Origin of the sequence: Entomomonas asaccharolytica (assembly GCF_016653615.1) — a bacterium.
In the GTDB taxonomy this organism is placed as follows: domain Bacteria; phylum Pseudomonadota; class Gammaproteobacteria; order Pseudomonadales; family Pseudomonadaceae; genus Entomomonas; species Entomomonas asaccharolytica.
In genome coordinates, this window is the sequence record NZ_CP067393.1 from 2,047,171 (window position 1) to 2,069,783 (window position 22,613).

Genomic DNA, 22,613 nt, shown 5'->3' on the forward strand with positions numbered 1-22,613 from the left:
GTTGGTCTTCATACAATTAGGGTTTATAAAGTACCATGTCAGAAAAAATGATTAGCTATACGTTTCCTATTGCAGGCCAAACGCTTAGCATCCGTGAAGCATTAGCCAATGTACCTGAGCAACTTTCTGAGTCAACCAAACAAGCACTAATAGAACGCATTAAGCATTTGCTTAAACGTGAAAATGCAGCATTAGTGGCGCACTATTATGTAGACCCTGAGCTACAAGCCCTTGCCGATGAAACTGGCGGCTGTGTGGCTGATTCATTAGAAATGGCTCGTTTTGGCCGCGACAACCCTGCCAAAACATTGATTGTTGCAGGCGTTCGGTTTATGGGTGAAACCGCTAAAATACTTAGCCCTAATAAACGTATTTTGATGCCAGATCTTAATGCTACTTGCTCCTTAGACCTTGGCTGCCCTGCTGAAGATTTTATAAAATTCTGCGATCAACATCCTGATCGTACTGTTGTCGTCTATGCCAATACCAGTGCCAAAGTAAAAGCACGGGCTGATTGGGTGGTAACTTCTGCGATAGCTTTAGATATTGTTAAAGCATTGCATGAGCAAGGCGAAAAAATTCTATGGGCACCTGACCAACATTTAGGCAACTATATTCAACAACAAACAGGGGCAGATATGCTGTTATGGCAAGGCAACTGTATTGTTCATGATGAGTTTAAAGGGATTGAATTAGAGCAAATGCGCCAGCAATACCCTGATGCTAAAATATTAGTTCACCCTGAGTCACCACAAGCAGTAGTAGCACAGGCCGATGTTGTGGGTTCTACCACGCAACTAATTAAAGCCGCACAACAACTGCCTGATAAACGTTTTATTGTGGCTACTGATCGCGGTGTACTTTATAAAATGAAACTTGCCGCCCCTAACAAAGAATTTTTTACTGCCCCTACGGCAGGTAATAGCGCCACCTGTAAAAGCTGTGCTATGTGTCCGTGGATGGCCATGAATACTCTACAAAATCTTGCCGATACCCTAGAGCAAGGAATTAATGAAATTTATGTTGAACAAACTATTGCGGAACAAGCTCAAGTAGGTATTAATCGTATGTTAGATTTTTCTAGCAATAGACAGATTAATATCAAGGCAAGTGGTGACCTAGTTAAAGACCAAGCCCTATTTAGCAATGTAGGGGCTGTATAATGAGTCACTATCAATCACCGATTTGTGTTCCCTACCAACATGATTTAGAAGTAGCTATTGAACGTAATGTCAATGATGCCCTTGCGGAAGATGTAGGCTTTTGCGATTGGACTGGATTATTAGTACCAGAAGATATTCGTCAAGCCTGTATTATTGTCCGTGAGGAAGCAGTACTCTGTGGCTTGCCTTGGTTTTATCAGGTATTACGCAAAGTTGATCCACGTATTCAAATGATTGCCAACTATCAAGAAGGGCAATTGATGACCCCTGATAGCACCGTAATCGAATTACAAGGCCCTGCCCGTTCGTTAATGACCGCAGAACGTACAGCGTTAAACTTTTTACAACTACTTTCAGGTGTAGCCACTGCTACTCGTTATCATGTTAGAGCAGTAGAAGGTACAAAAATAGGTATTTATGATACCCGTAAAACCTTACCAGGCTTACGTTTAGCACAGAAATATGCGGTTATCGTGGGCGGTGGTTGTAATCAACGCTTAGCGTTATATGATGGTATTTTAATTAAAGAAAATCATATTGCAGGTGCAGGTGGTGTTGCTGAAGCATTACAGGCTGCCTTTGCGCTTAATAGTAATGTAGATATTCAAATTGAAGTTGAAACCCTAGAGCAATTACAAGTTGCCCTTGATAATGGCGCTACCTCTATTTTATTAGATAACTTTACCCATCAAGCTATGCAAAAAGCGGTTTCTATTGCTAAAGGTAAAGCGGTGCTAGAAGTTTCTGGCGGAGTTGATTTCTCAATGCTACAAGCGATTGCCGCAACAGGTGTAGACCGTATTTCTATTGGTGCGCTTACTAAAAATGTAAGAGCTACTGATTATTCTATGAAGTTAGTATGATAGTGCAACAGCCTGTTTAACCTATCTAACAGGCTGTATCAAAATACACTATTTACTGCTGTTTATATCGAGATCACGATATTTCTTTTTCCTTATCCATAACTAAATGGATACTAATTTCTTGCTCAGTTGCTGTATAAAAACTCTCTGTATAACCCTCTTGATCTGTTGTACCAAGTTTACTCGTCCCATCCTCAAAATAAGCAATATAATCATAATTTGCATAGGGCTGTAGGTCGTCATCGGTAAACTGAAATCGCTGATTAAATTTATTCTTAGCTTCTGTTGGCATATTAACCTCCATTAGATGTAGTCTTTTTTATCCTTTAAAGATTACTACTCAGCTACCTTTACTTACCTAATTTACCTGTTTACTATTTTTTAAACAATATTTATATTGGTTTCTTATAATAACAACTGGCCAACTATTCTAGTAATCATATTATTATTGACAGTTAATAATAATAAATTTTTATTTTATTTAATCTGCATCTTTTACTTTTATCACATAGGTTTTATCAAACTCACTGCTACCCATATACATGGTTCCTACCATATCACCTTTGATTGTGAGAGTAATATTATGTAATATTTTGGGAATTCCTTTGACAATAAAACAATTATATGTAAAAAAAGTTTTATCTTCAGGGTCACATACATCCAACTCTATTCCTGAATCAATAGGAGTTATTGAATAACTTAGACCTCCTGCTGATACAGGCCCTGAGCCACCTTTAATTTCAATTTTTGCATAATACGGTTGTTCAAGTTTAGCTTCTGGTAATTTATCAGGAGTAATAGTAACCTTTGAGATACAGCCTACTAGTAAAAAACATACAGCAAATATTCTGCTTAATTTTTTCATTCTCTTTCTTTTACTTTAATAACATAGGTTTTATCAATAATATATTCTACTCTATAAAATAATCTATGGGATGGCATTAAACTGCCTGACACATAGAATGTAACATCACTTACTTTATTAGGGATACCTTCAATAATTAAACATTTATATGCTTCAAGTGTTGTACCTTCAGGATTACAGTAACCCCATTTTAATCCAGAATCTACAGGTGTTAATGTGAAATCAATTAGCCCTAAATCACCTCCATTTCCTTGAATCTCAATAAAAATTTGAGAATAGTATGGTTTTCCTGTTATAGCATGAGGTAATGTATCTGGAGCAACAGGGATTTTTTCAGTAAAAGTACATCCCGTTATTAAGAAAATAATACTTATAATTAATATATTAAGTTGTTTTTTCATAAAATTAAGGTATTTTTTAAATACCAAGCCTCCCTATAAATATACTAAACTCCCTTCAACTTACCTTTACTCTAAAAATCTATTCTTTCTCTTTTACTTTAATAACATAGGTTTTATTAAACTCTTTAGGTGAATAAAATGGTGATCTAAGTTCTGTTTCTCCTGTCATATGAATTACAATATCATCTAAAGTATTAGGTATTCCCTTTACTACAAAATGATTAAACTGATCATCTACACTATAAGAATATAATTCTAGCCCTGAATTATTGGGTTTTATTGAATAGTCAAAAGAAGCAGGTGATACAGGCCCAGATCCAACTGAAATTATTATCTCATCGTGATATGGTTGTCCTAATAATGCATCCATCAATTTATCAGGTGTAATCACGAGTCTTGGAGTACAACCTATTAGTAAAAAACTTATTACAAAAATTGAAGTTAATTTTTTCATTCTGCTTCTTTTACTTTTATAACATAAGTTTTATCAAGTTTCTTAGCGGAATATAAGGGATCTCTAATCGATGCCTCTCCTAGTAAATGAATTGTTATATCTTGTGATGTATTAGGTATTCCTTTAACTATAATATGATTAAACGGAGCATCAACATCTATAAGATATAAATCTATTCCTGAATTATCTGGTTTTATCGTATAGTCAAAAGACCCATCTAATATAGGACGAGGCCCTCCAGTTATTATTACTTCATCATAATAGGATTGCCCTAACACTGCATCTTTCAATTTATCAGGTTTAATAACCAAATCTGGAGTACAACCTACTAGTAAAAAACATACAGCAAATATTCTGCTTAATTTTTTCATTCTGTTTCTTTTACTTTTATCACATAGGTTTTATTAAATTCCTTTCCAGGAAAGGATGTGCCTAATGTATCTCCAAATATTTGTATCGTTGTATCAACAGAGTTCTCAGGTTCACCATATATCCTAATACTACTATATGGTTCTGGGATATGTATTACCTCAGCTTTCAAGCCATTGGTAGGTGAAATATCTATATAGAAAGAACTAGAACTAATCCCTGCCCCCCCCCCTTGTATTTTAATTTCTGTATTATAAGGTTCACCAACTATAGCAACAGGTAAATTATCAGGGAAAAATGTTACTCGAGGAGTACAACCTAATAAACAGATTATCATATATAATAAAATTACACTTAAAGAAAGTTTCTGTATGTTCATATTTTTTAAGGTATTTTAGAAAATACCAGCCCTCCATATAAATATTCTAAAACCTCTTTTAAAGTAAAATCTTTTACTAACCCCATTGATACTCCCCAAGAAAATAATTTTAGTGTTACTATTTCCGTTAATGGTGTACTAGTAGTTACTTCTGTATTATCTTTTTTTAACCTTAGTTTATCTTGCCATACAATCCAGTGCACTTTCCTTTTTACGCCTTCTGATTGAATTAAACCATCACCAATTAAGGTAATAATATGATTGGAAGAATTAATATAACTATTTAGCAAACAAACTTCTCTTAAGCTTAAATTACTACCAAATAAGTAATCTAAAACTAAATTAAATCGTGTTGAATATATACATTGAACTCCTATTTTCTGAAACCATTTTTTTATAGCACCATCCATTGTAATTCCAGAGAATTCATTATCTGGTGATTGATAGTCAAAAATACTATTTTCACCATCTCTTAAGCTTGCTAATGTCATCCAATCAATAGCAGGTAATTTTGTTATTATTACTTGACCTGACTTTGCATTAAATGTTCTAAAAAAACTTGTAGGATTTTTACAATCAGTCCCAGGCTCTATTTTTAATGTTCCTATTTTGGTTTTACCTGTTTCCCATAATTCTTTAATTACTTGCTGATAAATATCTGGTCTATCTTCTAATAAACAATAAAAGAAAGAAGCAGGACCACATAAACTCGATCTATCTTGAAAAGGATAAGAAAGAACTCTTCTTTGAGCATCTAATAATGGTAAATTCAACATCTGATTATATGAAATAGCTGGCCTAGTCATTCTAATTTTTAATTCTTCTTCAACCTTTTCTTTAGTAAATGGATCAAGTGGGTCGCCTATTCCATGTTCTTTGGCTTCAAATATTCTAGGTTTTGAGGATATATTTAATTTGTAAATATTTACCTGCCCTTGTTCGGCTTTTTGGGTATCTTGGGCTGTTTCAAAGTATTCAAATTCTCTTGAGGCGCCCCACTCTTTATCGGTTGTTTGAAAGCCTTTTAAGGGCATTATGGCGGTCATGGGGTCTTGGTTTATTTGGATATATTCAACACCTATTTTACGATAAAGAATGATTGAAAGAATATAGCAAGTTTCTGCTGGATCACTAATATCTTGTGAGGGGTGTAGTTGGGTTTTATAGTCTGCTTGTAATGGGTGTTTGCCTGTGGGTTTTAAGGCGTAAGTTTCCTTACCTGACCAATCAGTTTTATAGAGTTCCATATCATAGTAAAGATTTTCACCAGCGGTATTGGTTTTTATATGCGCAGAGATGGTGTATATAGTCATTTTGCTTTACCTGTTTGGCGGTAAGGAGTTGGGGTAACAACAAAATAGCGAGTCACTGCATTAGCTAAAAACATTGGAGATTATCCTTTTCCAATTATTAACCCCAAATAACAGCTAAATACTGAGGGTAAATATAAGCAAGTAAAGCTAACATTAATTACGGCTGAGCAAATCCATTGGCTATCGGTTTGGATAGACTGTGGTCATTAAACATCAGCCTCTTATAAAAAACAAGCGTTTCGTAAATCGGTAGAGCTTTCTAACAGCATTTCTATTATACTATAGGCTAACTAGTTTATTATCACCCTTTTGTGAAGGCTTTGGTTTTTAGCTGTTCTAATTGGAATAAGCAATTGATTTTATTTACTCAGTAGTAAGAAGACGCTGATGAGCTATGCAGATTTCTTTATTTTATTAAGTGCCTATATCGGTGTTTTTGTTATATTGGGGCTATTTTCTTGTGCAGTGGCTAGGCTTGTTAATAGAAGCGATTTTAGCAATGTTGCTAATGCGCCTATTGCCTCTAATAAGCTTCTTTTAACTTTATCAGTAGCTTGTTCAATATTATTAGTTATTCCATTGATTGTAACTTGTGTGGTTGACCATCAACACTTTATGCTGCAACAAAAGTATTGTGTTTATACAACAGCTGATACGGTAACTTTTTTTCAGGTATTACATTACCCTTCGCACCATGTATTTTTAACTATTACAGGGGTTTTATTTGCTGTATTGGGTTATTGCTTGGGTATTATTAGTTATGTTATTGGTTATAAACGTCAAGTGGCGTTGTTCTCTATTATTATTGTAAATATTATTAGTTTTGCTATCTTTTTGGTGGTAATGCATGATATTGCCTTGCTAAGTGAGCAGTTAATTAATTTTTGTCAGGCGTTATCTATAAAGCCATAAGTTGGCGCCTAAACCTGTCATAGTGAGTTACAGGTTTAGTTGTTGTTGCTGTCTATTTTGCTGCCTCTAATACTAACTTTTTAAACTTTAATGCTTGTGGTGATAGAAACTTGCCACGACGCTGTATCAATCCGTAATGTCGCTTAGGGAAGTAGTGTTCCATGGAAATCCCTGTAATTTCAGGGTCATCTAGTTGGCAGGCTTCTGTCACAATGGCAATGCCTAGTCCTGCTTTTACATAACGCTTAGCCGCTTCACTACTGGAAACCGTTAATCTAATTGGGCATTCTAGTTGATGTTGTTGGAAGATAAACCTTACTGCCCACCATGTGTAGGAGTGTTCTGGGGGTACAATTAGGCCATATTGGGCTATTTCTCTTAAAGTAATTTCCCCTTCAGTAAATTTGCTTAGGGGGTGATCTACTGGAATAATAAGTATGGGTGAAAATTCAAAAATAGGATAGAACAGCAATTCGTCATTTTCCGCCGATAAACTACCAATGGCGAAGTCAGCTTCATCAGATAGCAGTAAATTGGGGATATCTTTAACAATAGTAGAGTGGGTAATAATACGAATAGCTGGGTATTGTTGGCAGAATGTTTTTAAGATATCTGGCAACAGGTTAAGCAGTGCTGTCTCGCCCCCTACTATTTTTAAATCGCCATGGCTTAGTTCTTCACGGCTGTTGAGAAATTGTTCTGGCAAGCTCTGTACACTGGCTACAATAGGTTTGGCCATTTCATAAAGTTGTTTACCATCAGGGGTAATCTGAATTTTTGGCCCTTTGCGCTCAAATAGAATGGTGTTTAGGTGTTGCTCTAATGTTTGTACTTGCAGTGACAGTGCAGGCTGGCTGGTTTCAAGGTCTAGCGCGGCACTGGAAAAGCTGCCATTTTCAACCACCGAGCAAAATGCTCTGATCGCTTTAAAAAATTGTCCTTTATAGAAGGTTGTTTTATCTACTTTCATTAGCCGCCACCCATTATTAATTTTTAGTATAGTTTAAATACTTTTTATAAATTATCTTTTGCTTGCTGTCAATAGTGCATCCCTCTTAGCATACACCCAACAAAAAATAAAGTCTGGATGGAGATTAGCATGGCTATTAAAATTACTGAATCAATGAGCAATGAAGCACAACAAATAATTACTCCCAAAGCACTTGAATTATTAGAGCAATTAGAAAGTCGTTTTGGTGATAGACGTAAAGCATTAATGGCTGACCGCCAACAAAGACAAACAGTATTAGATCAAGGCGGTAGTTTAGATTTTTTAGAGGAAACTAAACACGTTCGTGAAGGCAATTGGCAAGGTGCTTCTATTCCTGCCGATATTCAAGATAGACGGGTAGAGATTACTGGCCCTGTTGATCGTAAGATGATGATTAATGCGCTTAATTCTGGTGCTAAAGTATTTATGGCGGATTTGGAAGATGCCCATAGCCCTACATGGCAAGCGACCATAGATGGACAAATTAATCTACGTGATGCCATTAATGATGAGTTAACCTACCAAAGCCCAGAAGGTAAAAATTATCAAGTTAATCCAGAGCATGCCATTTTAATGGTGCGTGTGCGCGGTTTGCATATGGAAGAGAAACATGCGTTATTAAACGAGCAACGGGTAAGCGGTAGCTTCTTTGATTTAGCAGTGTTCTTAACTAATAATGCACAGAATGCTTTACAACGTAATAAAGGGTTGTATTTCTATATCCCTAAAACAGAACATTATTTAGAAGCACGTTTATGGGCAAAAGTATTTACCTTTGCTGAGGAGTTTTTGGCTATCCCTCATGGTACTTTACGTTGCACGTTGCTGATTGAAACTATCCCTGCTGCTTTCCAAATGGAAGAGATTTTATTTGAATTAAAAGATTATATCGTTGGTTTAAATGCAGGTCGTTGGGATTATATCTTTAACTTTATCAAACGCTTTAGAAACCATGCCGATAAGGTATTACCAGAGCGTGCGCAAGTAACCATGACTACTCACTTTTTAAGAAGTTACTCAAAATTATTAATTGAGATTTGTCATAAACGTGGTGTGCATGCTATGGGTGGTATGGCGGCACAAATTCCTATTAAAAATGATCCTGAAGGTAATGCGCAAGCAGAAGAAAAGGTACGTAATGATAAATTACGTGAAGTACAAGATGGTCATGATGGTACATGGGTGGCTCACCCTGCTCTTGTACCGATTGCTAAGAAAGTATTTGATGAGTATATGCCAAGCGCAAATCAAATTACTAAACAGCAAGCTGCTCTGAATATTACTGCACAGGACTTACTGTCTATCCCTCAGGGTACTATTACTGCCGAAGGCATTAGTATCAATGTAAGTGCTGCTATGCGTTACATTAAAGCATGGTTACAAGGAAGTGGTGCAGTACCTATCTTTAATCTAATGGAGGATGCGGCTACCGCGGAGATTTCACGCGCCCAGCTATGGCAGTGGATTCGTGTGGATGGTTTAACCAGTACCGATGGTGAAGCTATTACGTTAGATCGCGTACAACAATTAATTGATAAAGAAGTGGCTTATTTAAAAGAAAATACTGCTGCTAGTGAGCATAACAGTATTGATCAAGCGGCCAAAATTATTCGTCAGTTAGTTGCAAACGATAAGTTTGAAGAATTTTTAACAACCCCAGCCTATGAGCTGATTTAACTTAAACTATAAACAGTAGTACAACAATAATGAGTTGAGGAAATAACAATGATCAAACAACAAGTTGAAGCCTTAAAAAAAGACTGGGCGGAAAATCCAAGATGGAAAAATATTACTCGCCCTTATACTGCCGAAGATGTGGTTAGATTAAGAGGGAGTGTACAAATTGAGTATACTCTGGCTAGAAAAGGCGCTGAAAAATTATGGGGCTTATTAAATGGTGGTGCTAAAAAAGGTTATGTTAACTCCTTAGGCGCATTAACAGGTGGTCAAGCTTTACAACAAGCAAAAGCAGGTATTGAAGCTATTTATTTATCTGGCTGGCAGGTAGCGGCTGATGCTAATACCTCTGAAACTATGTACCCAGACCAATCATTGTATGCCTATGACTCTGTACCACAGATTGTACGTCGTATGAATAATACGTTTAAGCGTGCTGATGAAATTCAATGGAAAGCGATTTGTGATGGTAAGTTAGCAGAAGATAAAGCCATTGATTATTTCTTACCTATCGTAGCCGATGCAGAAGCTGGTTTTGGTGGTGTATTGAATGCATTTGAGTTAATGAAGAATATGATTGCTAACGGTGCATCAGGCGTGCATTTTGAAGACCAATTATCAGCGGTTAAAAAATGCGGTCATATGGGTGGTAAGGTAATTGTTCCTACTCAAGAAGCCATCCAGAAATTAATCTCTGCACGTTTAGCAGCCGATGTAATGGGTGTGCCTACGGTGTTATTAGCACGTACCGATGCAAACGCTGCTGATTTATTAACTTCTGATGCGGATCCATACGATAGACCATTTGTAGTGGGCGAACGTACCCCTGAAGGGTTCTACAAGACTCGTGCAGGTATCGATCAAGCAATTGCACGTGGCTTAGCGTATGCACCTTATGCTGATTTATTATGGTGTGAAACAGCTACACCTAATTTAGATGAAGCCAGAAAATTCGCTGAAGCTATTCGTGCTAAGTTCCCAGATAAATTATTGGCTTATAACTGTTCGCCTTCTTTCAACTGGAAGAAGAATTTGGATGATGCTACTATTGCTAAATTCCAGCAAGAAATTGCGGACATGGGTTACCAATATCAATTTATTACCTTAGCAGGTATTCATAATATGTGGTACAACATGTTTGATTTAGCGTATCATTATGCGAGAGGCGAAGGTATGAAGCATTATGTAGAACGCGTACAAGAGCTTGAATTTGCTGCTCAAGAACGTGGCTATACTTTCGCAGCACATCAGCAAGAAGTGGGCGCAGGTTATTTTGATGATGTGACAACAGTTATTCAAGGTGGTGAATCTTCTGTAACTGCTTTAACGGGCTCTACTGAAGAACATCAGTTTTAACCCAAATACTACACCCAACTTGAGTGGGTTGGGTGTAGTATACTAATAAGAGCCTATCTTAATAGGCGTAATAACAATAACAGGAAGGCTATGGAACTTACCGCACAAGCATTAGCTGATTTAATTCTAGCTGGTTTTAATCGCCATTTTAGAATTTTTACAGTATATAATAAGAAAGCGGCACGGTATTTTGCAAAATCTCTATTTCAAGAAGCCTACCAAGCCTCCATTGAGCAGATTGATTTATATGACACACGGGTACAAGAATGTCTTGATACCATTCGCGCTACCTTTAAAATTGATGTGTTAGATGAAGAACTTTGGCAAGCCGTTAAAATAGCTTATATGCATAAGCTGTATAATCACTTGCAACCTGAGTTAGCAGAGAGTTTTTATAATTCCGTATTCTGCCAATTATTTAATCGCCATTATTATAATAATGATTATATCTTTTTTAACGCAGCTATTCATACCAAAGATATTCAAACGCGCTACCCTGATTACCGTAGCTACTACCCAACTGAAAATGATTTTACTAAAGAAATTGAAAAATTATTAACCGACATTCCTATTAAATCACCTTATGAAGATTTAGCAAGGGATACTGCACGCGTAGTGGCTGCTATAAAAGAATATCAAAAACAATTTTCCAGTCTTAATAATTTTTTTCAAATTAATGTACTAACCCCTGTGTTTTATCGCAATAAGGGAGCTTACTGTATTGGTAGAATGGTCAATAATAATAAAATCTACCCTTTTGTTATTTCTTTGTTAACCCGCAATGATAGGCTTTATGTAGATGCATTTTTAGATGATGAATATGATATTTCTAATATCTTTAGTTTTGCACGAGTTTATTTTAAAGTAGATTTTCCTGTACCTTCTGCACTGGTAAGATTTTTAAGAACGTTATTACCCAATAAAAACATTGCTGATTTATACACAGCGCTTGGTTTTCATAAACAAGGTAAAAATGAATTCTATCGTGCCTTTATTTATCATTTACGCCATTCCACTGATAATTTTATTATTGCCCCTGGTATTGAGGGCATGGTGATGAATGTATTTACACTGCCCTCCTATCCTTATGTGTTTAAGCTGATTAAAGACCCTAGCCATATTAAAAAAGATATTCAACCCAAAGTGGTTAAAGATTGTTATCAGCTAGTAAAACGTAAAGATCGGGTGGGACGCATGGCGGACGTGTGGGAGTTCTCTCATGTCGCCTTTCCTTTAAATCGTTTTTCGGAACAATGTTTGGCTCAGTTACAACTAACTTGTGCCGATAGCCTTAGTATTGAGGGTGATTATTTAATTATTAAGCACCTTTATATTGAAAGGCGCATGATTCCCCTGAATATTTATATCAATCAAGTGGATGATAAAGAACAACAACGTATCCTTAAGGAATATGGCCATGCCATTAAAGATATTGCTAATGCTGGTTTATTTGCAGGGGATTTATTAATAAAGAACTTTGGGGTAACTAATCATGGTCGAGTGGTATTTTATGATTATGATGAAATTGTTCCTATGGAGCAATGTAACTTTAGAAAAATTCCTAAACCGCAAACCGAAGAACAGGAAATGGCTTCTGAGCCTTGGTATACCGTAGGCGAGAATGATATTTTTCCAGAAGAATTTGAGTTTTATTTAATTACTGATCCCACCCAAAAACAATACTTTAAAAATAGTCATGGCGATCTATTGCAAGCCAGCTATTGGCAACAAGTGCAACAGAATCTTCATAAAGGCGTTCTGCCTGATGTGTTTCCTTATAATTTAGAAAAACGTTTTAACATCTAAAAAATTTAACTATCAACAAAACTTCTATTTCTTTCTTTACAAACATCTTTGCATGTATTATTATTCCAACACTTGTTTAATACAAGTGTTTCATTTTAAAATAATAGGAAAGTATAATGAAAAAAATTCTTGGTTTATTGGCAATTAGTGCTTTATTAACAGGCTGCGCTTCAGGTATGTCACCTGTAGGCTATGCTTTATTTACCAATGTAGATGGTCCTATTACAGCCACTGATCATGTGGCTAGTGCTAAAAATGGCTCAGCTTGTGCCACTAACGTGCTAGGGATTGTTGGTGCAGGTGATGCGTCTATTAATACAGCAAAAAGAAATGGTGGCATTAGTAAAATTGCTACCGCTGATTATTCATCCTCGGGCATTTATCCGTTCTTTGGTAGAACTTGCGTAAATGTAACAGGTGAGTAATTTTTGATAGTGTGACTTAAGCAATTTAGAAAGGGAATGGTGCTGTTACCATTCCCTTTTTTTTAACGACGCGACTTGTTAATACGCTTTATTATCTTATTTTTGGTTAAATCCTTGGGTAAAGAATATTATCGCTGACAACGAGTAATTCTGTTTCCTTTCTTTTTTCTGTTGCTGTATAGCCTAAACAATAGTTATAGCGTTTATTAAGTTCGTATAAATCTTTTAGATCTTGTTTATTATCTAAGGTTATAGTTAATTACAGTAAAAAACCAAGTTTAAACACTTGGTTTTTTATTGCCAAATTAGTTAATTTTATTTATTAAACTGAATATAAACACTCGCTTGCTCACCATCGTCACTGCCCATACTATCCCCTAACCAGTTCGAAGAAAGTATTTGAGTTTCTGCATTCCATGTGAAAGGTTGCTTGCTATAAGGATTTTGCGCTTTTGCTGCTAACTTCACTAAAAAGTCTGGCACTTGTTGTTTACCAATCCCTGCTTGTTTGATAGAGAGTTTTGCATTGACTAATGTTAAGTATGTATTAAGATTATAAAAACGCTCTATATAATTCTTAAAGTTTGGTGTAGCTATTTCTACTAATGCTCTGCCAACAAAATTATCAGTACCGTATTTTTGATAAATTTCTTTACCTGTTAAAGCAATATATTCAGGTTGGTCTTTTAAATAAGTTAAATAATTTTCAGAGGCTTTAGGCAACGTTAACATTGCCATCTCAATATTTGGTTTAACTTTAGAATAATACATATTTAGCGTTGCATTTCTATCATAATTTAAAGCAAGATTGGCTACGCCTGTTTCTTTATCTAACCCTTGTTCAACTAATTCATTTGCTAAATATGCCGAACTAGATGCAGCTAGATGGAATAGTGTTAGGTTTCTCTCATTAGCAAAAGTATTAGCCAAACATTGCTGCTCTTGAGTTGAAAGTGGTTGTAACAAGGCTAATAATTTAGGATTATTTAATTGATTGGCTAACTGGGGCGAGTCTAATAACTCACTAATCACATGATAAGTTATCAATAGTTGTCTATTGGCTATCATTTGATCTATTAATGCACTTTGTCCCGCTAATATTCGTTTAGCAAAAGTTACCTCCTGCTGTAAAATATCTAGCCCCGCATCTACTTCTCCCCTATTAATCATAAACAAAGCTTGACTTAACCGCAGTCTGGATAGATTTAAAGTGACTGAAAAAGGAGGAATATAGCTAGCTGCCGTTAATGGCGGTGAATGATATACAGGCAGTTTTATTACCTCATTATAACGTGATAACAAAACCTTATTGGTTGTTAATAGGGGTTCCAGTGCACTTTGTTTATTGAGTAGCTGCGTAGTACAGTGATGATTATTTAACTGGTTACAGGGAAACTTATAAGCCTTACCATCGACTGTCATATCTGCTGTTAATGCTGGCTTATCTTGAAAATAATCTTGTGGATTAAAGCCTTTCTCTAGTAAATTATGATCTTGTTTGGCTATTGCTTCTCGTATTTGTTTATTACTTGCAAGAACAACCTTTTTACCTATTTCTTTATAGTCTAGTCCTTCAGGTGCATCTATGGCTAATAAAGAGATATAAGCATTTTGTTGGATATTTTGTTCATCAAACTTTAATTGTAATATTTCTTTTACTTCTGGTAGAAGCTCCGTTTGCGTCTCTGCCATTGTAACGGTAGCTGTTGTAGCTATTATGCTTACCATTAATAAATGCTTGATTGTCATGTTTTCCTTTTCCTATTTAACCAATAATTAACAAAATACAGTGTAAATATACTATTAAAAAATTAATACAAGCTTAATAAACTATGTATTTAGCCATGTATGATAATCATTTGCTAGTTGTTGTAATGCGTTTATAAACCTACCTACATGGAATCCATCACACACTGCATGGTGTACTTGGATGGCTATGGGCATTAATGTTTTATTATCTTGTTCTATAAATTTGCCTAAGGTGAATATGGGTGGCAAATAGCTGCCATCAGTGAATGCATTAATATTAAAACCAGTAAAACTGGTCCAAGGTAAACTGGAAACAGTAAATGAATTAGCTGGCTGATTAGGCTTTGGCATTAAACTAGTGGCTTGGTTGTATTGCGCTATATCCTGAATGCAATGCTCATAAAATTCGTGAAAGGATTGTTTGTATTCAGTCCATATACTGGAGAATGTTTCACTGCTTTTATTAAAAATTGTATAGCTTGGATTGAGTTGATCCCAATAACCTAATGCACCATCACTATTATAGTTCATACGAAATTCTTGATACTGGTTTACTAGCGTAGCAAGCATATATATTTGGGCTGGATAGATTTTTCTATTGGTTTGTTTTAGAAAAGTTTTCAGCCTCGTAATATCTATATTGGTGGTTAAACTATAACTACAACGAAGCTGATTCATATAGTGCAGGTAGTACTCTTTACGAGGCCAATTTTCTATATCGATTAAATTAAAATTCATTGTTATTTGCTCGCTGTTTTATTATTTGCTTATTTATAAAGATCTTAAATTTCGATGGTAGTTTCTATTTTAGTACGTAATTAAATTTTATCTTATTCTAAAACAGAATCTTTAATAGGCTAAATTTTTAGTTATTATCTTATTGAAGCAGCACAATGGCAAATGGCACAATGTTTTATAAGTAATTAATAAAGCAAAAAAGCTTGACCATGTGCATTAGGTCAAGCTTTTATAAAGTACAGTATTCGTTTATTTAATTAGAACTGTATTTTAGAACTTACATCTACTAAACTTCTGCGAGCTAAAGCTAGGTTTGATTTAGCTCTATCTAATACGATGTATAAGAAAATATCAGGTTTATTTTCTAATGGGCGAATAATATGATATTGCTTACCTAAGGTAATTAGAATATCTTCGATAAAGTCGTTAAGTTGTAATGATTTCATGGTCTTAAGTTTTGCACGAACCACTTCAGTATTACCTGCACAGGCTAGTTCAATATCAACACCTGAACCTGCATTTCCTAGCATCATACCACTTGCAGAGTCTACCAATGCTGCGCACATTGCACCATCAATACTTAATAAGCCATCTAAAGACTCTTGAATGTTAGACATTTGTTTCTCCTATTAAAAAATTAAAAAAATCACACTCCGCTTTTAACCAAATGTTTTGTTAAAAGCATCCACTACACTTCTAGCATGATAGAGTAGCTGGCCTAAAACAGTATCTTTGGAGGCTACGATATTAAGAATCATTGGAAATTTATCATAGGCAACATCCATGATTACAATATAACCACCATCACTCTCAATAATGAGACTCTGATACTGTGTCCCTAAATTAGACTCGGAAACTGACATATTACTAATGGCTGATAATGAACTTGCCATGGCAGCTAATTTTGATGAATCCACTTCACCAACAGACTCCACAGCAACTTCAAAGCCATCTTCAGTTGTTAAAATAGCACTTTCAATACCACAATCTGTTTGTATTAATTGGCTTAAAATTTTAGCTGAAATCACTTGCGCCACTTTTGGAATAACGACTTGTTGATTTTCACTCATTTACTATTACTCATAAATTAATTATTAGTTGGCTTTATCCATTACACATAGAGTTGGGTAAACAATAAGTCCAACACCATAAGTACATCTTCTTTTACACGTATATCAACAGCCACGACAGGGCAAACTAGCCCTCTCTGCGCTATAAAAGAAGCAAATTCATTAACACGAGCTGTATCGCTTTTATCAATTTTTGTAAGACAAATGACACAGCTTTTTTCACTGATTAACTGGTTAAAATTTTCTAAATAAATACATAAATCACTAAATGGATCTGGTCGGGTGTTATCAACAAGGATGATAAGTCCTAAAGCACCTTTGGCTAGGACTTTCCACATAAAAGAAAATCTTTCTTGCCCAGGTGTTCCATATACCCTTAACCGCTCACCTTCGGCGATAGTTACCTGACCATAATCAAAGGCTACGGTTGTCTTTTCTTTGTCAACCGATGCATCTGTATTGGTCACATCTGTAGTAACAGGTTTAATCTCGCTAACAGCAGCAATGGCTGTTGTTTTACCAGCGCCTACGGTACCTGTAATAAGTATCTTATGTTCGATCATAATTATTTCAATAATCCTAAACTAGCTCGAATTCTGTCTAAAAGTCCTCTTTTAGGCACATGGCTAGTTTTTGGTTGTTCAACTGGTTGAATTGCATCTTCGGCAAGATAGGCAGCTGCACCGCTATCAATCACTTGCTTAATAAAGGAATTACAAATATCTTGAGGCTTTCTAGAAATATCAGCTAACTCTTGTAGCGTCATGGCGCGCTTACTTAAGATAGCTGATAAAGTAGGATAAACGTTGTTGACTGCAATTATTTCAGCTTTCGGCCATTGTAGCAATACCACTCTTTTAGCGGGGATTTGCTGAGCTTTTTGTTCACCATTATCTAGTCTTTTTAAGGCTTTTTCAGCTTGGCTGATTTTTTCTATTAGCTCGGTTGCTTTTATTGGGCTAGCAATATAGAAAATCTTACAGTTGTTTTTTTGAATATCGATATTGAATGATAGCGCCACTTCAATATGTTGAGGTATAGCGGCCACCTGTTCATCAGTGGCTTCTTTACCAATAACTACTATATCGTATTGTGCGTCATCTTGTGTCCATGATGCATTACCTCTTGTGTTATACATAACAAGAATAGAATGCAAAAAGATTCGCTCTCGACTTGTCAAAGATAATGTAGAATAACGTACCATTTCTATTTCCGTGCTTAAAAAGCCATCCTAATAACTAGCATTAATTACAAAATTTCACACTATCCTTAGTAAATGGTGATACTCCTATTGTTACTAGTTAATTAGGCAATTCTTAAGCCCGCTACGAAACAATACCTTACTACATCACTTTCCATATATTGTATAAACTACAATCTGATTGATAGCTTTTTGCATAACTACAAGTCTGTTGTAAAAATACAACAGAACCTATTAATACAGATTTGTTTATGTTTTTATGACTTAAGTCATAATTATTTAGCTAATAGTATGATAAGCATTTTAATACAAAATGTAAACATTCTTTAATATAAGATATTTATTAGTTATTTTTCATCATCTTGTATTTTAAGCTTGGCTAATAAAGTTTCAATAGTGGTAAAACGTTCTTCTGCTTTCTCCATAGGTATCTGGAATTTAAAAGTAGTGCCTCCCTCAAATTTATAACGATTAGGTTGGCTTTGAATGAGTTTGATCAATGTTAATGGATCAACACTGGTATTGGCTGAAAATTCTACTTTACCGCCTTGTGGACCCGCATCTATTTTGGTGATACCCAGTTGTTCAGCTTCTATTTTTAAGCGTGTTTGACGAATAAGATTTTTCAATGGCTCTGGCAATAGGCCAAAACGATCAATCATTTCTACCTGTAATTCTTTTAGTTCATCTTCAGTCGCTGCTGAGGCAATACGTTTATACAGAATTAGACGGTTATGCACATCGGGCAAGTAATCTTCTGGAATTAGTGCCGCTAACCTTAGGTTAATATCAATACCTGTGCCTAGTGGTTGTTCTAAGCTAGGCTCTTGTCCTTTTTGAATTGCCTTTACAGCACGTTCCAGCATATCCATATAGAGCGAGAAACCCACCGCTTGTATTTGACCACTTTGCCCTTCACCTAGTAGCTCACCTGCACCCCGTATTTCCATATCATGGGTAGCTAATACAAAACCTGCTCCCAAATCTTGCGCATTAGCAATGGCTTCTAAGCGTTTTTGTGCATCATCAGTCATGCTCTTTTTAGGCGGTGTTAGCAGATACGCATAGGCTTGGTGATGACTGCGCCCTACTCGGCCACGCAACTGATGCAGTTGTGCCAAACCAAATTTATCAGCGCGCTCAATAACAATGGTATTGGCAGTAGGAACGTCAATACCTGTTTCAATAATGGTAGAAGCGACCAGTACATTAAAACGCTTGTGGTAGAAGTCGGCCATTACTTGTTCTAGTTCACGCTCGCGCATTTGTCCATGCCCTATCCCTATTCTTGCTTCAGGCACCAGTTCAGCTAAATCAGCCGCACATTTTTCAATGGTTTTTACATCGTTATGTAGATAGTAAACTTGTCCACCACGTAAAAGCTCACGCAGTAAGGCTTCTTTAATCACTGCATTTTGCTGTTCCATCACAAAAGTACGAACCGATAAACGACGGGCAGGCGGTGTGGCAATAATAGATAGATCACGCATACCTGACATAGCCATATTTAGGGTACGAGGGATAGGTGTTGCAGTCATGGTCAGAACATCCACTTCACTACGCAATGCTTTTAGGCGTTCTTTTTGACGTACACCAAAGCGGTGTTCTTCATCAATTACTACCAAGCCAAGATTTTTAAATTTAACATCTTCTTGTAGTAGCTTGTGAGTACCTATTACTATATCTATTCTACCTTCTGCCAACTCCTCGACCGCTTTATTGATTTCTTTAGTGGATTTAAAACGGCTTAAAACTTCTACTTTAACAGGCCAGTCGGCAAAACGATCACGAAAACTATTATAGTGTTGTTGCGCCAGCAAGGTTGTAGGCACTAATACCGCTACTTGCTTACCACTTTGCACCGCAATAAAGGCAGCCCGAATGGCTACTTCTGTTTTACCAAAACCAACATCACCACAAATTAAGCGATCCATTGGTTTACCAGCAGTCATATCTTCTACAACAGCATCAATAGCCGATTGTTGATCCACTGTTTCTTCAAATGGGAAACCTGCCACAAAAGCGGCATAATCTGTTTCGGGCTTGCTAAAGGCGAAGCCTTTACGAGCTGCGCGACGGGCATAGATATCCAGTAGTTCAGCCGCTACATCACGTACTTGTTCAGCCGCTTTACGGCGCGCTTTTTGCCATTGCTCAGAACCTAGTCGATGCAATGGCGCTAATTCATCCTCTGCCCCTGTATAACGTGCGATTAGGTGTAAATTAGCAACAGGTACATAGAGTTTTGCACCTTCTGCATATTCAAGCATTAAAAATTCTTGTTGTTGGTTATCTACCTCTAAGGTAATTAACCCTTGATAACGACCAACCCCGTGATCAATATGGACAACGGGCGCACCTTCTCTGAGTTCAGTAAGGTTTTTAACGATATTTTCATTGGTTACTTCGCCGCGTTTTTGACGACGACGGCGTTGCATTATCTTTTGCCCAAATAAGGGGGCTTCAGCAATTAAAGCAATTGCTGGTTTTTCTATTACTAACCCTTCATCAAGGTTAGCAATAGTGATAGCAATACGTTCAGAACTATCAATAAAGGCTTGCCAGCTTGCTACTTCTATAGGACGGATTTTTAGACGTGCTAGTAGTTCCAATACAACCTCACGACGCCCTGCTGTTTCTGCTGCAAATAATAGGCGGCCATCAAATTGTTCAATAAATTGTCGTAATTTCGCTAATGGCTCTGTTGCCCGTGACTCAACCGCTAAATCGGGTAGTGCTGTAACAGCAAAGTTTTGTTTATGATTCCCTTGCTCTATTTTATCCGCTTGTACTACCACTCTAGGCCATTTTTTTAGCTGCCCAAAACATTCATCAACCGCTAAAAATAATTGCTTAGGTTCTAAGATGGGTCTTTCAATATCGTAGCGACGATCTTCATAGCGATTTTTAACATCACGCCAAAAGTGTTCACTGGCTTCCTCGATCTTAGGCAAGGAGAATACTTGGGTATCATCAGGTAAATAATCAAATAAGGTTGCAGTCTGTTCAAAAAACAACGGCGCGTAGTATTCAATCCCCGATGGTGTAATACCTGTTGCTAAATCCTGATAAATAGGACAGCGCCGATAATCCACATCAAACTGATCTTTAAAACGCTGTCTAAAGTCTTTGATGGCTTGTTTATCTAATGGAAACTCATGAGCAGGCAGTAGGTTAATACTTTCTACTTTATCAATAGAGCGTTGCGTCTCAGGATCAAAAGTACGAAGTGTCTCTATCTCATCATCGAATAAGTCAATCCGATAAGGCTCACTACTGCCCATAGGAAATAAGTCAAATAAAGCGCCACGTACTGCAAATTCACCATGCTCATACACTGTGTCAACACAACGATAGCCTGCATTTTCTAAACGGCTACGCATGTCTTCCACATTCATTTTGTCGCCTATTTTCACTACGAGGCCACTGCCTAATATAAATGACACAGGCGCAATACGTTGTAATACAGTGGTAATAGGTACAACTAGAATACCTTGTTTAACACTGGGTAGTTGATAAAGGGTTGCAATACGTTGTGAGATAATATCTTGATGTGGTGAAAACACATCATAAGGGAGCGTTTCCCAATCTGGGAAGTTAAGAATAGTCAGTGTTGGAGCAAAAAACTTTAATTCTCTGGTCAGTCGATCTGCTGTTAAACTATCAGGCGTTAATAATAACGTAAAATGTGGGTTGGTTATGGCAGCTTCGGCTACAGCTAAACTGAGAGAGGCACCCACGAGCCCTCCCCATTCGACCTTGCTTGAGACCTTCAATGGCCTTGGAAGAGATAGTACAGACACAAACAAGCGCTCCAAATCTAATTGGCAAAGATAGCCATTATACACAAATATATTGTTATTATTAGCTGATAATGGGCAAGTAAATTTAGCAAATGTTTCTTAACGAGTGATTGCTCTTTTAATAAAGCTAGAAGTGTTTTATTGCAATACTTTGAAAGTTATTTAACAGGCAATTTCGGGCATTGATTTTTAGCATAGTAATTCACTTTTTATTGATCTGTCTGTTGTCCCAATAATTGAACATCATGTTATAAAGTGAGGATGGAGAGATCAACGGATTGCTGATCGTAATCCTAGCCATTGGTGGTATAAAGCTAACTATCACTGGCTTGTTGTAATGAAGCAAAGTAACATAATAATTTTAACCATAGCACTTACTTTAGATCATCCCCTAAGAGGTAACAAAATGGATAACGACGCACAAAAAATGTTTAATCAATATAAAGACCTATTCAGTCAATTTGAAAAGAATATGAAACCTTACCAAGATATGCTTGGTCAGTTTGAAAAGAACATGAAACCCTATAAAGATATGTTTAGCCAATTTGAGAAAAACATGAAACCTTATAAAGATATGTTTGGTCAATTTGAAAAAAACATGAAGCCTTATAAAGATATGTTCAATCAATTTGAAAAAAATGCTAAACCATTTAAAGATAACTTTAGCCAATTTGAAAAAAACATGCAAAGCTATCAACAAATGTTTAAACAATTTGAACAAAACATGAAGGTATACAACCAAGTTGACGAAGCTTCAAAACCTTACAAAGAAATGTATAACCAATTTGAAGCCTGCATGAAGCCTTATCAGGATATGTATAAACAATTCCAAGAATACATGCAATCTTGCACAGAAATGTTTACCCAAATGACAGATCCTACCCCAAAATCAAATAAAACTAGAAATAGTTAAGGCTCTTTTAACTTAAGCTGTATTGTGAAAAACAACTACAGCTCAAGTTTAACTTTTAAGTCACTTACCTCCCACAGGCATTCGCAGAAATCTTTTCCATAAAGTTATAAATACACCCAACTTCAATTATTACACCCTTATTTAACCTTATATTGATATGAGTAG

23 protein-coding genes are annotated in these 22,613 nt (G+C 36.2%); 8 read left to right on the forward strand and 15 right to left on the reverse strand.

Translation table 11 applies throughout. The annotated features are described in order from the left end of the window. Window positions 1-47 precede the first annotated feature (47 nt). Together nadA and nadC are read left to right on the forward strand one after the other, a co-directional pair. Window positions 48-1,163: a quinolinate synthase NadA gene (gene nadA / locus JHT90_RS09475; RefSeq protein WP_201095828.1), complete on the forward strand. Its 1,116-nt coding sequence runs from the start codon at window positions 48-50 to the stop codon at window positions 1,161-1,163. Continuing rightward, the gene (gene nadC, locus JHT90_RS09480; RefSeq protein WP_201090536.1) at window positions 1,163-2,026 is read left to right on the forward strand and encodes a carboxylating nicotinate-nucleotide diphosphorylase; all 864 of its coding nucleotides are present in this window, start codon (window positions 1,163-1,165) and stop codon (window positions 2,024-2,026) included. Before nadA ends, nadC begins: the two co-directional genes overlap by 1 nt. A 73-nt stretch (window positions 2,027-2,099) precedes the next feature. Here the strand turns inward: nadC and JHT90_RS09485 are convergent, their stop codons facing one another. From JHT90_RS09485 to JHT90_RS09515, 7 genes are all read right to left on the reverse strand, one after another. Next, window positions 2,100-2,318: a hypothetical protein gene (locus tag JHT90_RS09485; protein WP_201090537.1), complete on the reverse strand. Its 219-nt coding sequence runs from the start codon at window positions 2,316-2,318 to the stop codon at window positions 2,100-2,102. A 189-nt stretch (window positions 2,319-2,507) separates the two neighbouring features. Beyond that, window positions 2,508-2,891, reverse strand: coding sequence for a hypothetical protein (locus tag JHT90_RS09490; protein ID WP_201090538.1), 384 nt, complete (start codon window positions 2,889-2,891; stop codon window positions 2,508-2,510). After that, window positions 2,888-3,292 (reverse strand): hypothetical protein, encoded by a 405-nt coding sequence (locus tag JHT90_RS09495; RefSeq protein ID WP_201090539.1) that lies wholly within the window; start codon window positions 3,290-3,292, stop codon window positions 2,888-2,890. Before JHT90_RS09495 ends, JHT90_RS09490 begins: the two co-directional genes overlap by 4 nt. 79 nt (window positions 3,293-3,371) lie before the next feature. Next, window positions 3,372-3,746, reverse strand: coding sequence for a hypothetical protein (locus tag JHT90_RS09500; protein ID WP_201090540.1), 375 nt, complete (start codon window positions 3,744-3,746; stop codon window positions 3,372-3,374). Next, complete coding sequence (locus JHT90_RS09505; RefSeq protein ID WP_201090541.1) at window positions 3,743-4,117, reverse strand: hypothetical protein; 375 nt, start codon at window positions 4,115-4,117, stop codon at window positions 3,743-3,745. Before JHT90_RS09505 ends, JHT90_RS09500 begins: the two co-directional genes overlap by 4 nt. Next, a complete protein-coding gene (locus JHT90_RS09510; protein ID WP_201090542.1) occupies window positions 4,114-4,452 on the reverse strand; it encodes a hypothetical protein in 339 nt (112 codons plus the stop codon). The genes JHT90_RS09505 and JHT90_RS09510 overlap by 4 nt, the downstream gene beginning before the upstream one ends. A 47-nt stretch (window positions 4,453-4,499) precedes the next feature. Continuing rightward, window positions 4,500-5,807: a hypothetical protein gene (locus JHT90_RS09515; protein ID WP_201090543.1), complete on the reverse strand. Its 1,308-nt coding sequence runs from the start codon at window positions 5,805-5,807 to the stop codon at window positions 4,500-4,502. A 387-nt stretch (window positions 5,808-6,194) separates the two neighbouring features. Between JHT90_RS09515 and JHT90_RS09520 the strand changes: the two genes are divergently transcribed. Next, complete coding sequence (locus JHT90_RS09520) at window positions 6,195-6,719, forward strand: hypothetical protein (protein ID WP_201090544.1); 525 nt, start codon at window positions 6,195-6,197, stop codon at window positions 6,717-6,719. A 52-nt stretch (window positions 6,720-6,771) separates the two neighbouring features. Here JHT90_RS09520 and JHT90_RS09525 read toward each other — a convergent pair whose 3' ends face one another. Further along, a complete protein-coding gene (locus tag JHT90_RS09525; protein WP_201090545.1) occupies window positions 6,772-7,689 on the reverse strand; it encodes a LysR family transcriptional regulator in 918 nt (305 codons plus the stop codon). 129 nt (window positions 7,690-7,818) lie between these two features. On the opposite strand from JHT90_RS09525, the gene aceB reads away from it, so the two are divergent. The 4 genes from aceB to JHT90_RS09545 all read left to right on the forward strand — a co-directional run bounded on the left by aceB (window position 7,819) and on the right by JHT90_RS09545 (window position 12,974). Further along, window positions 7,819-9,387, forward strand: a complete 1,569-nt coding sequence (aceB, locus tag JHT90_RS09530) for a malate synthase A (RefSeq protein ID WP_201090546.1) — start codon at window positions 7,819-7,821, stop codon at window positions 9,385-9,387. 48 nt (window positions 9,388-9,435) lie between these two features. Beyond that, window positions 9,436-10,743 carry an isocitrate lyase gene (aceA, locus tag JHT90_RS09535; protein WP_201090547.1) on the forward strand — a complete coding sequence of 436 codons (1,308 nt, stop codon included), beginning with the start codon at window positions 9,436-9,438 and terminating at the stop codon, window positions 10,741-10,743. 90 nt (window positions 10,744-10,833) lie between these two features. After that, a complete protein-coding gene (aceK, locus tag JHT90_RS09540; RefSeq protein ID WP_201090548.1) occupies window positions 10,834-12,549 on the forward strand; it encodes a bifunctional isocitrate dehydrogenase kinase/phosphatase in 1,716 nt (571 codons plus the stop codon). A gap of 116 nt (window positions 12,550-12,665) precedes the next feature. Further along, window positions 12,666-12,974, forward strand: a complete 309-nt coding sequence (locus tag JHT90_RS09545; protein WP_201090549.1) for a TRL-like family protein — start codon at window positions 12,666-12,668, stop codon at window positions 12,972-12,974. 315 nt (window positions 12,975-13,289) lie between these two features. Here JHT90_RS09545 and JHT90_RS09550 read toward each other — a convergent pair whose 3' ends face one another. The 7 genes from JHT90_RS09550 to mfd all read right to left on the reverse strand — a co-directional run bounded on the left by JHT90_RS09550 (window position 13,290) and on the right by mfd (window position 21,535). Next, entirely contained in the window at window positions 13,290-14,723 is a 1,434-nt protein-coding gene (locus JHT90_RS09550; protein WP_201090550.1) for a hypothetical protein, read from the reverse strand. A gap of 81 nt (window positions 14,724-14,804) precedes the next feature. Beyond that, complete coding sequence (gene catA / locus JHT90_RS09555) at window positions 14,805-15,461, reverse strand: type A chloramphenicol O-acetyltransferase (RefSeq protein ID WP_201090551.1); 657 nt, start codon at window positions 15,459-15,461, stop codon at window positions 14,805-14,807. A 257-nt stretch (window positions 15,462-15,718) separates the two neighbouring features. Then, window positions 15,719-16,078 (reverse strand): hypothetical protein, encoded by a 360-nt coding sequence (locus JHT90_RS09560; RefSeq protein WP_201090552.1) that lies wholly within the window; start codon window positions 16,076-16,078, stop codon window positions 15,719-15,721. Between the two features lie 42 nt (window positions 16,079-16,120). Further along, entirely contained in the window at window positions 16,121-16,531 is a 411-nt protein-coding gene (locus tag JHT90_RS09565; protein WP_201090553.1) for a roadblock/LC7 domain-containing protein, read from the reverse strand. Between the two features lie 41 nt (window positions 16,532-16,572). Then, window positions 16,573-17,094, reverse strand: a complete 522-nt coding sequence (locus JHT90_RS09570; RefSeq protein WP_201090554.1) for a GTP-binding protein — start codon at window positions 17,092-17,094, stop codon at window positions 16,573-16,575. Between the two features lie 2 nt (window positions 17,095-17,096). Further along, window positions 17,097-17,735 (reverse strand): hypothetical protein, encoded by a 639-nt coding sequence (locus JHT90_RS09575; RefSeq protein ID WP_201090555.1) that lies wholly within the window; start codon window positions 17,733-17,735, stop codon window positions 17,097-17,099. Window positions 17,736-18,079: 344 nt separating this feature from the next. Then, window positions 18,080-21,535, reverse strand: a complete 3,456-nt coding sequence (gene mfd / locus JHT90_RS09580; protein ID WP_201090556.1) for a transcription-repair coupling factor — start codon at window positions 21,533-21,535, stop codon at window positions 18,080-18,082. A 406-nt stretch (window positions 21,536-21,941) separates the two neighbouring features. On the opposite strand from mfd, the gene JHT90_RS09585 reads away from it, so the two are divergent. Beyond that, complete coding sequence (locus JHT90_RS09585; RefSeq protein ID WP_201090557.1) at window positions 21,942-22,448, forward strand: hypothetical protein; 507 nt, start codon at window positions 21,942-21,944, stop codon at window positions 22,446-22,448. Window positions 22,449-22,613: the final 165 nt, after the last annotated feature.

Excerpts from the sequence above, each read along its gene's own strand:
- JHT90_RS09520 (WP_201090544.1), top strand. The coding sequence starts at position 6,195 with ATGAGCTATGCAGATTTCTTTATTTTATTAAGTGCCTATATCGGTGTT.
- JHT90_RS09575 (WP_201090555.1), bottom strand. The coding sequence starts at position 17,735 with ATGGTACGTTATTCTACATTATCTTTGACAAGTCGAGAGCGAATCTTT.
- aceA (WP_201090547.1), top strand. The coding sequence starts at position 9,436 with ATGATCAAACAACAAGTTGAAGCCTTAAAAAAAGACTGGGCGGAAAAT.
- catA (WP_201090551.1), bottom strand. The coding sequence starts at position 15,461 with ATGAATTTTAATTTAATCGATATAGAAAATTGGCCTCGTAAAGAGTAC.
- JHT90_RS09525 (WP_201090545.1), bottom strand. The coding sequence starts at position 7,689 with ATGAAAGTAGATAAAACAACCTTCTATAAAGGACAATTTTTTAAAGCG.
- JHT90_RS09515 (WP_201090543.1), bottom strand. The coding sequence starts at position 5,807 with ATGACTATATACACCATCTCTGCGCATATAAAAACCAATACCGCTGGT.
- JHT90_RS09500 (WP_201090540.1), bottom strand. The coding sequence starts at position 3,746 with ATGAAAAAATTAACTTCAATTTTTGTAATAAGTTTTTTACTAATAGGT.
- JHT90_RS09505 (WP_201090541.1), bottom strand. The coding sequence starts at position 4,117 with ATGAAAAAATTAAGCAGAATATTTGCTGTATGTTTTTTACTAGTAGGT.
- JHT90_RS09585 (WP_201090557.1), top strand. The coding sequence starts at position 21,942 with ATGGATAACGACGCACAAAAAATGTTTAATCAATATAAAGACCTATTC.
- JHT90_RS09485 (WP_201090537.1), bottom strand. The coding sequence starts at position 2,318 with ATGCCAACAGAAGCTAAGAATAAATTTAATCAGCGATTTCAGTTTACC.
- JHT90_RS09510 (WP_201090542.1), bottom strand. The coding sequence starts at position 4,452 with ATGATAATCTGTTTATTAGGTTGTACTCCTCGAGTAACATTTTTCCCT.
- JHT90_RS09545 (WP_201090549.1), top strand. The coding sequence starts at position 12,666 with ATGAAAAAAATTCTTGGTTTATTGGCAATTAGTGCTTTATTAACAGGC.
- JHT90_RS09490 (WP_201090538.1), bottom strand. The coding sequence starts at position 2,891 with ATGAAAAAATTAAGCAGAATATTTGCTGTATGTTTTTTACTAGTAGGC.
- aceK (WP_201090548.1), top strand. The coding sequence starts at position 10,834 with ATGGAACTTACCGCACAAGCATTAGCTGATTTAATTCTAGCTGGTTTT.
- JHT90_RS09565 (WP_201090553.1), bottom strand. The coding sequence starts at position 16,531 with ATGAGTGAAAATCAACAAGTCGTTATTCCAAAAGTGGCGCAAGTGATT.
- aceB (WP_201090546.1), top strand. The coding sequence starts at position 7,819 with ATGGCTATTAAAATTACTGAATCAATGAGCAATGAAGCACAACAAATA.
- JHT90_RS09550 (WP_201090550.1), bottom strand. The coding sequence starts at position 14,723 with ATGACAATCAAGCATTTATTAATGGTAAGCATAATAGCTACAACAGCT.
- JHT90_RS09495 (WP_201090539.1), bottom strand. The coding sequence starts at position 3,292 with ATGAAAAAACAACTTAATATATTAATTATAAGTATTATTTTCTTAATA.
- nadC (WP_201090536.1), top strand. The coding sequence starts at position 1,163 with ATGAGTCACTATCAATCACCGATTTGTGTTCCCTACCAACATGATTTA.
- JHT90_RS09570 (WP_201090554.1), bottom strand. The coding sequence starts at position 17,094 with ATGATCGAACATAAGATACTTATTACAGGTACCGTAGGCGCTGGTAAA.
- JHT90_RS09560 (WP_201090552.1), bottom strand. The coding sequence starts at position 16,078 with ATGTCTAACATTCAAGAGTCTTTAGATGGCTTATTAAGTATTGATGGT.
- nadA (WP_201095828.1), top strand. The coding sequence starts at position 48 with ATGATTAGCTATACGTTTCCTATTGCAGGCCAAACGCTTAGCATCCGT.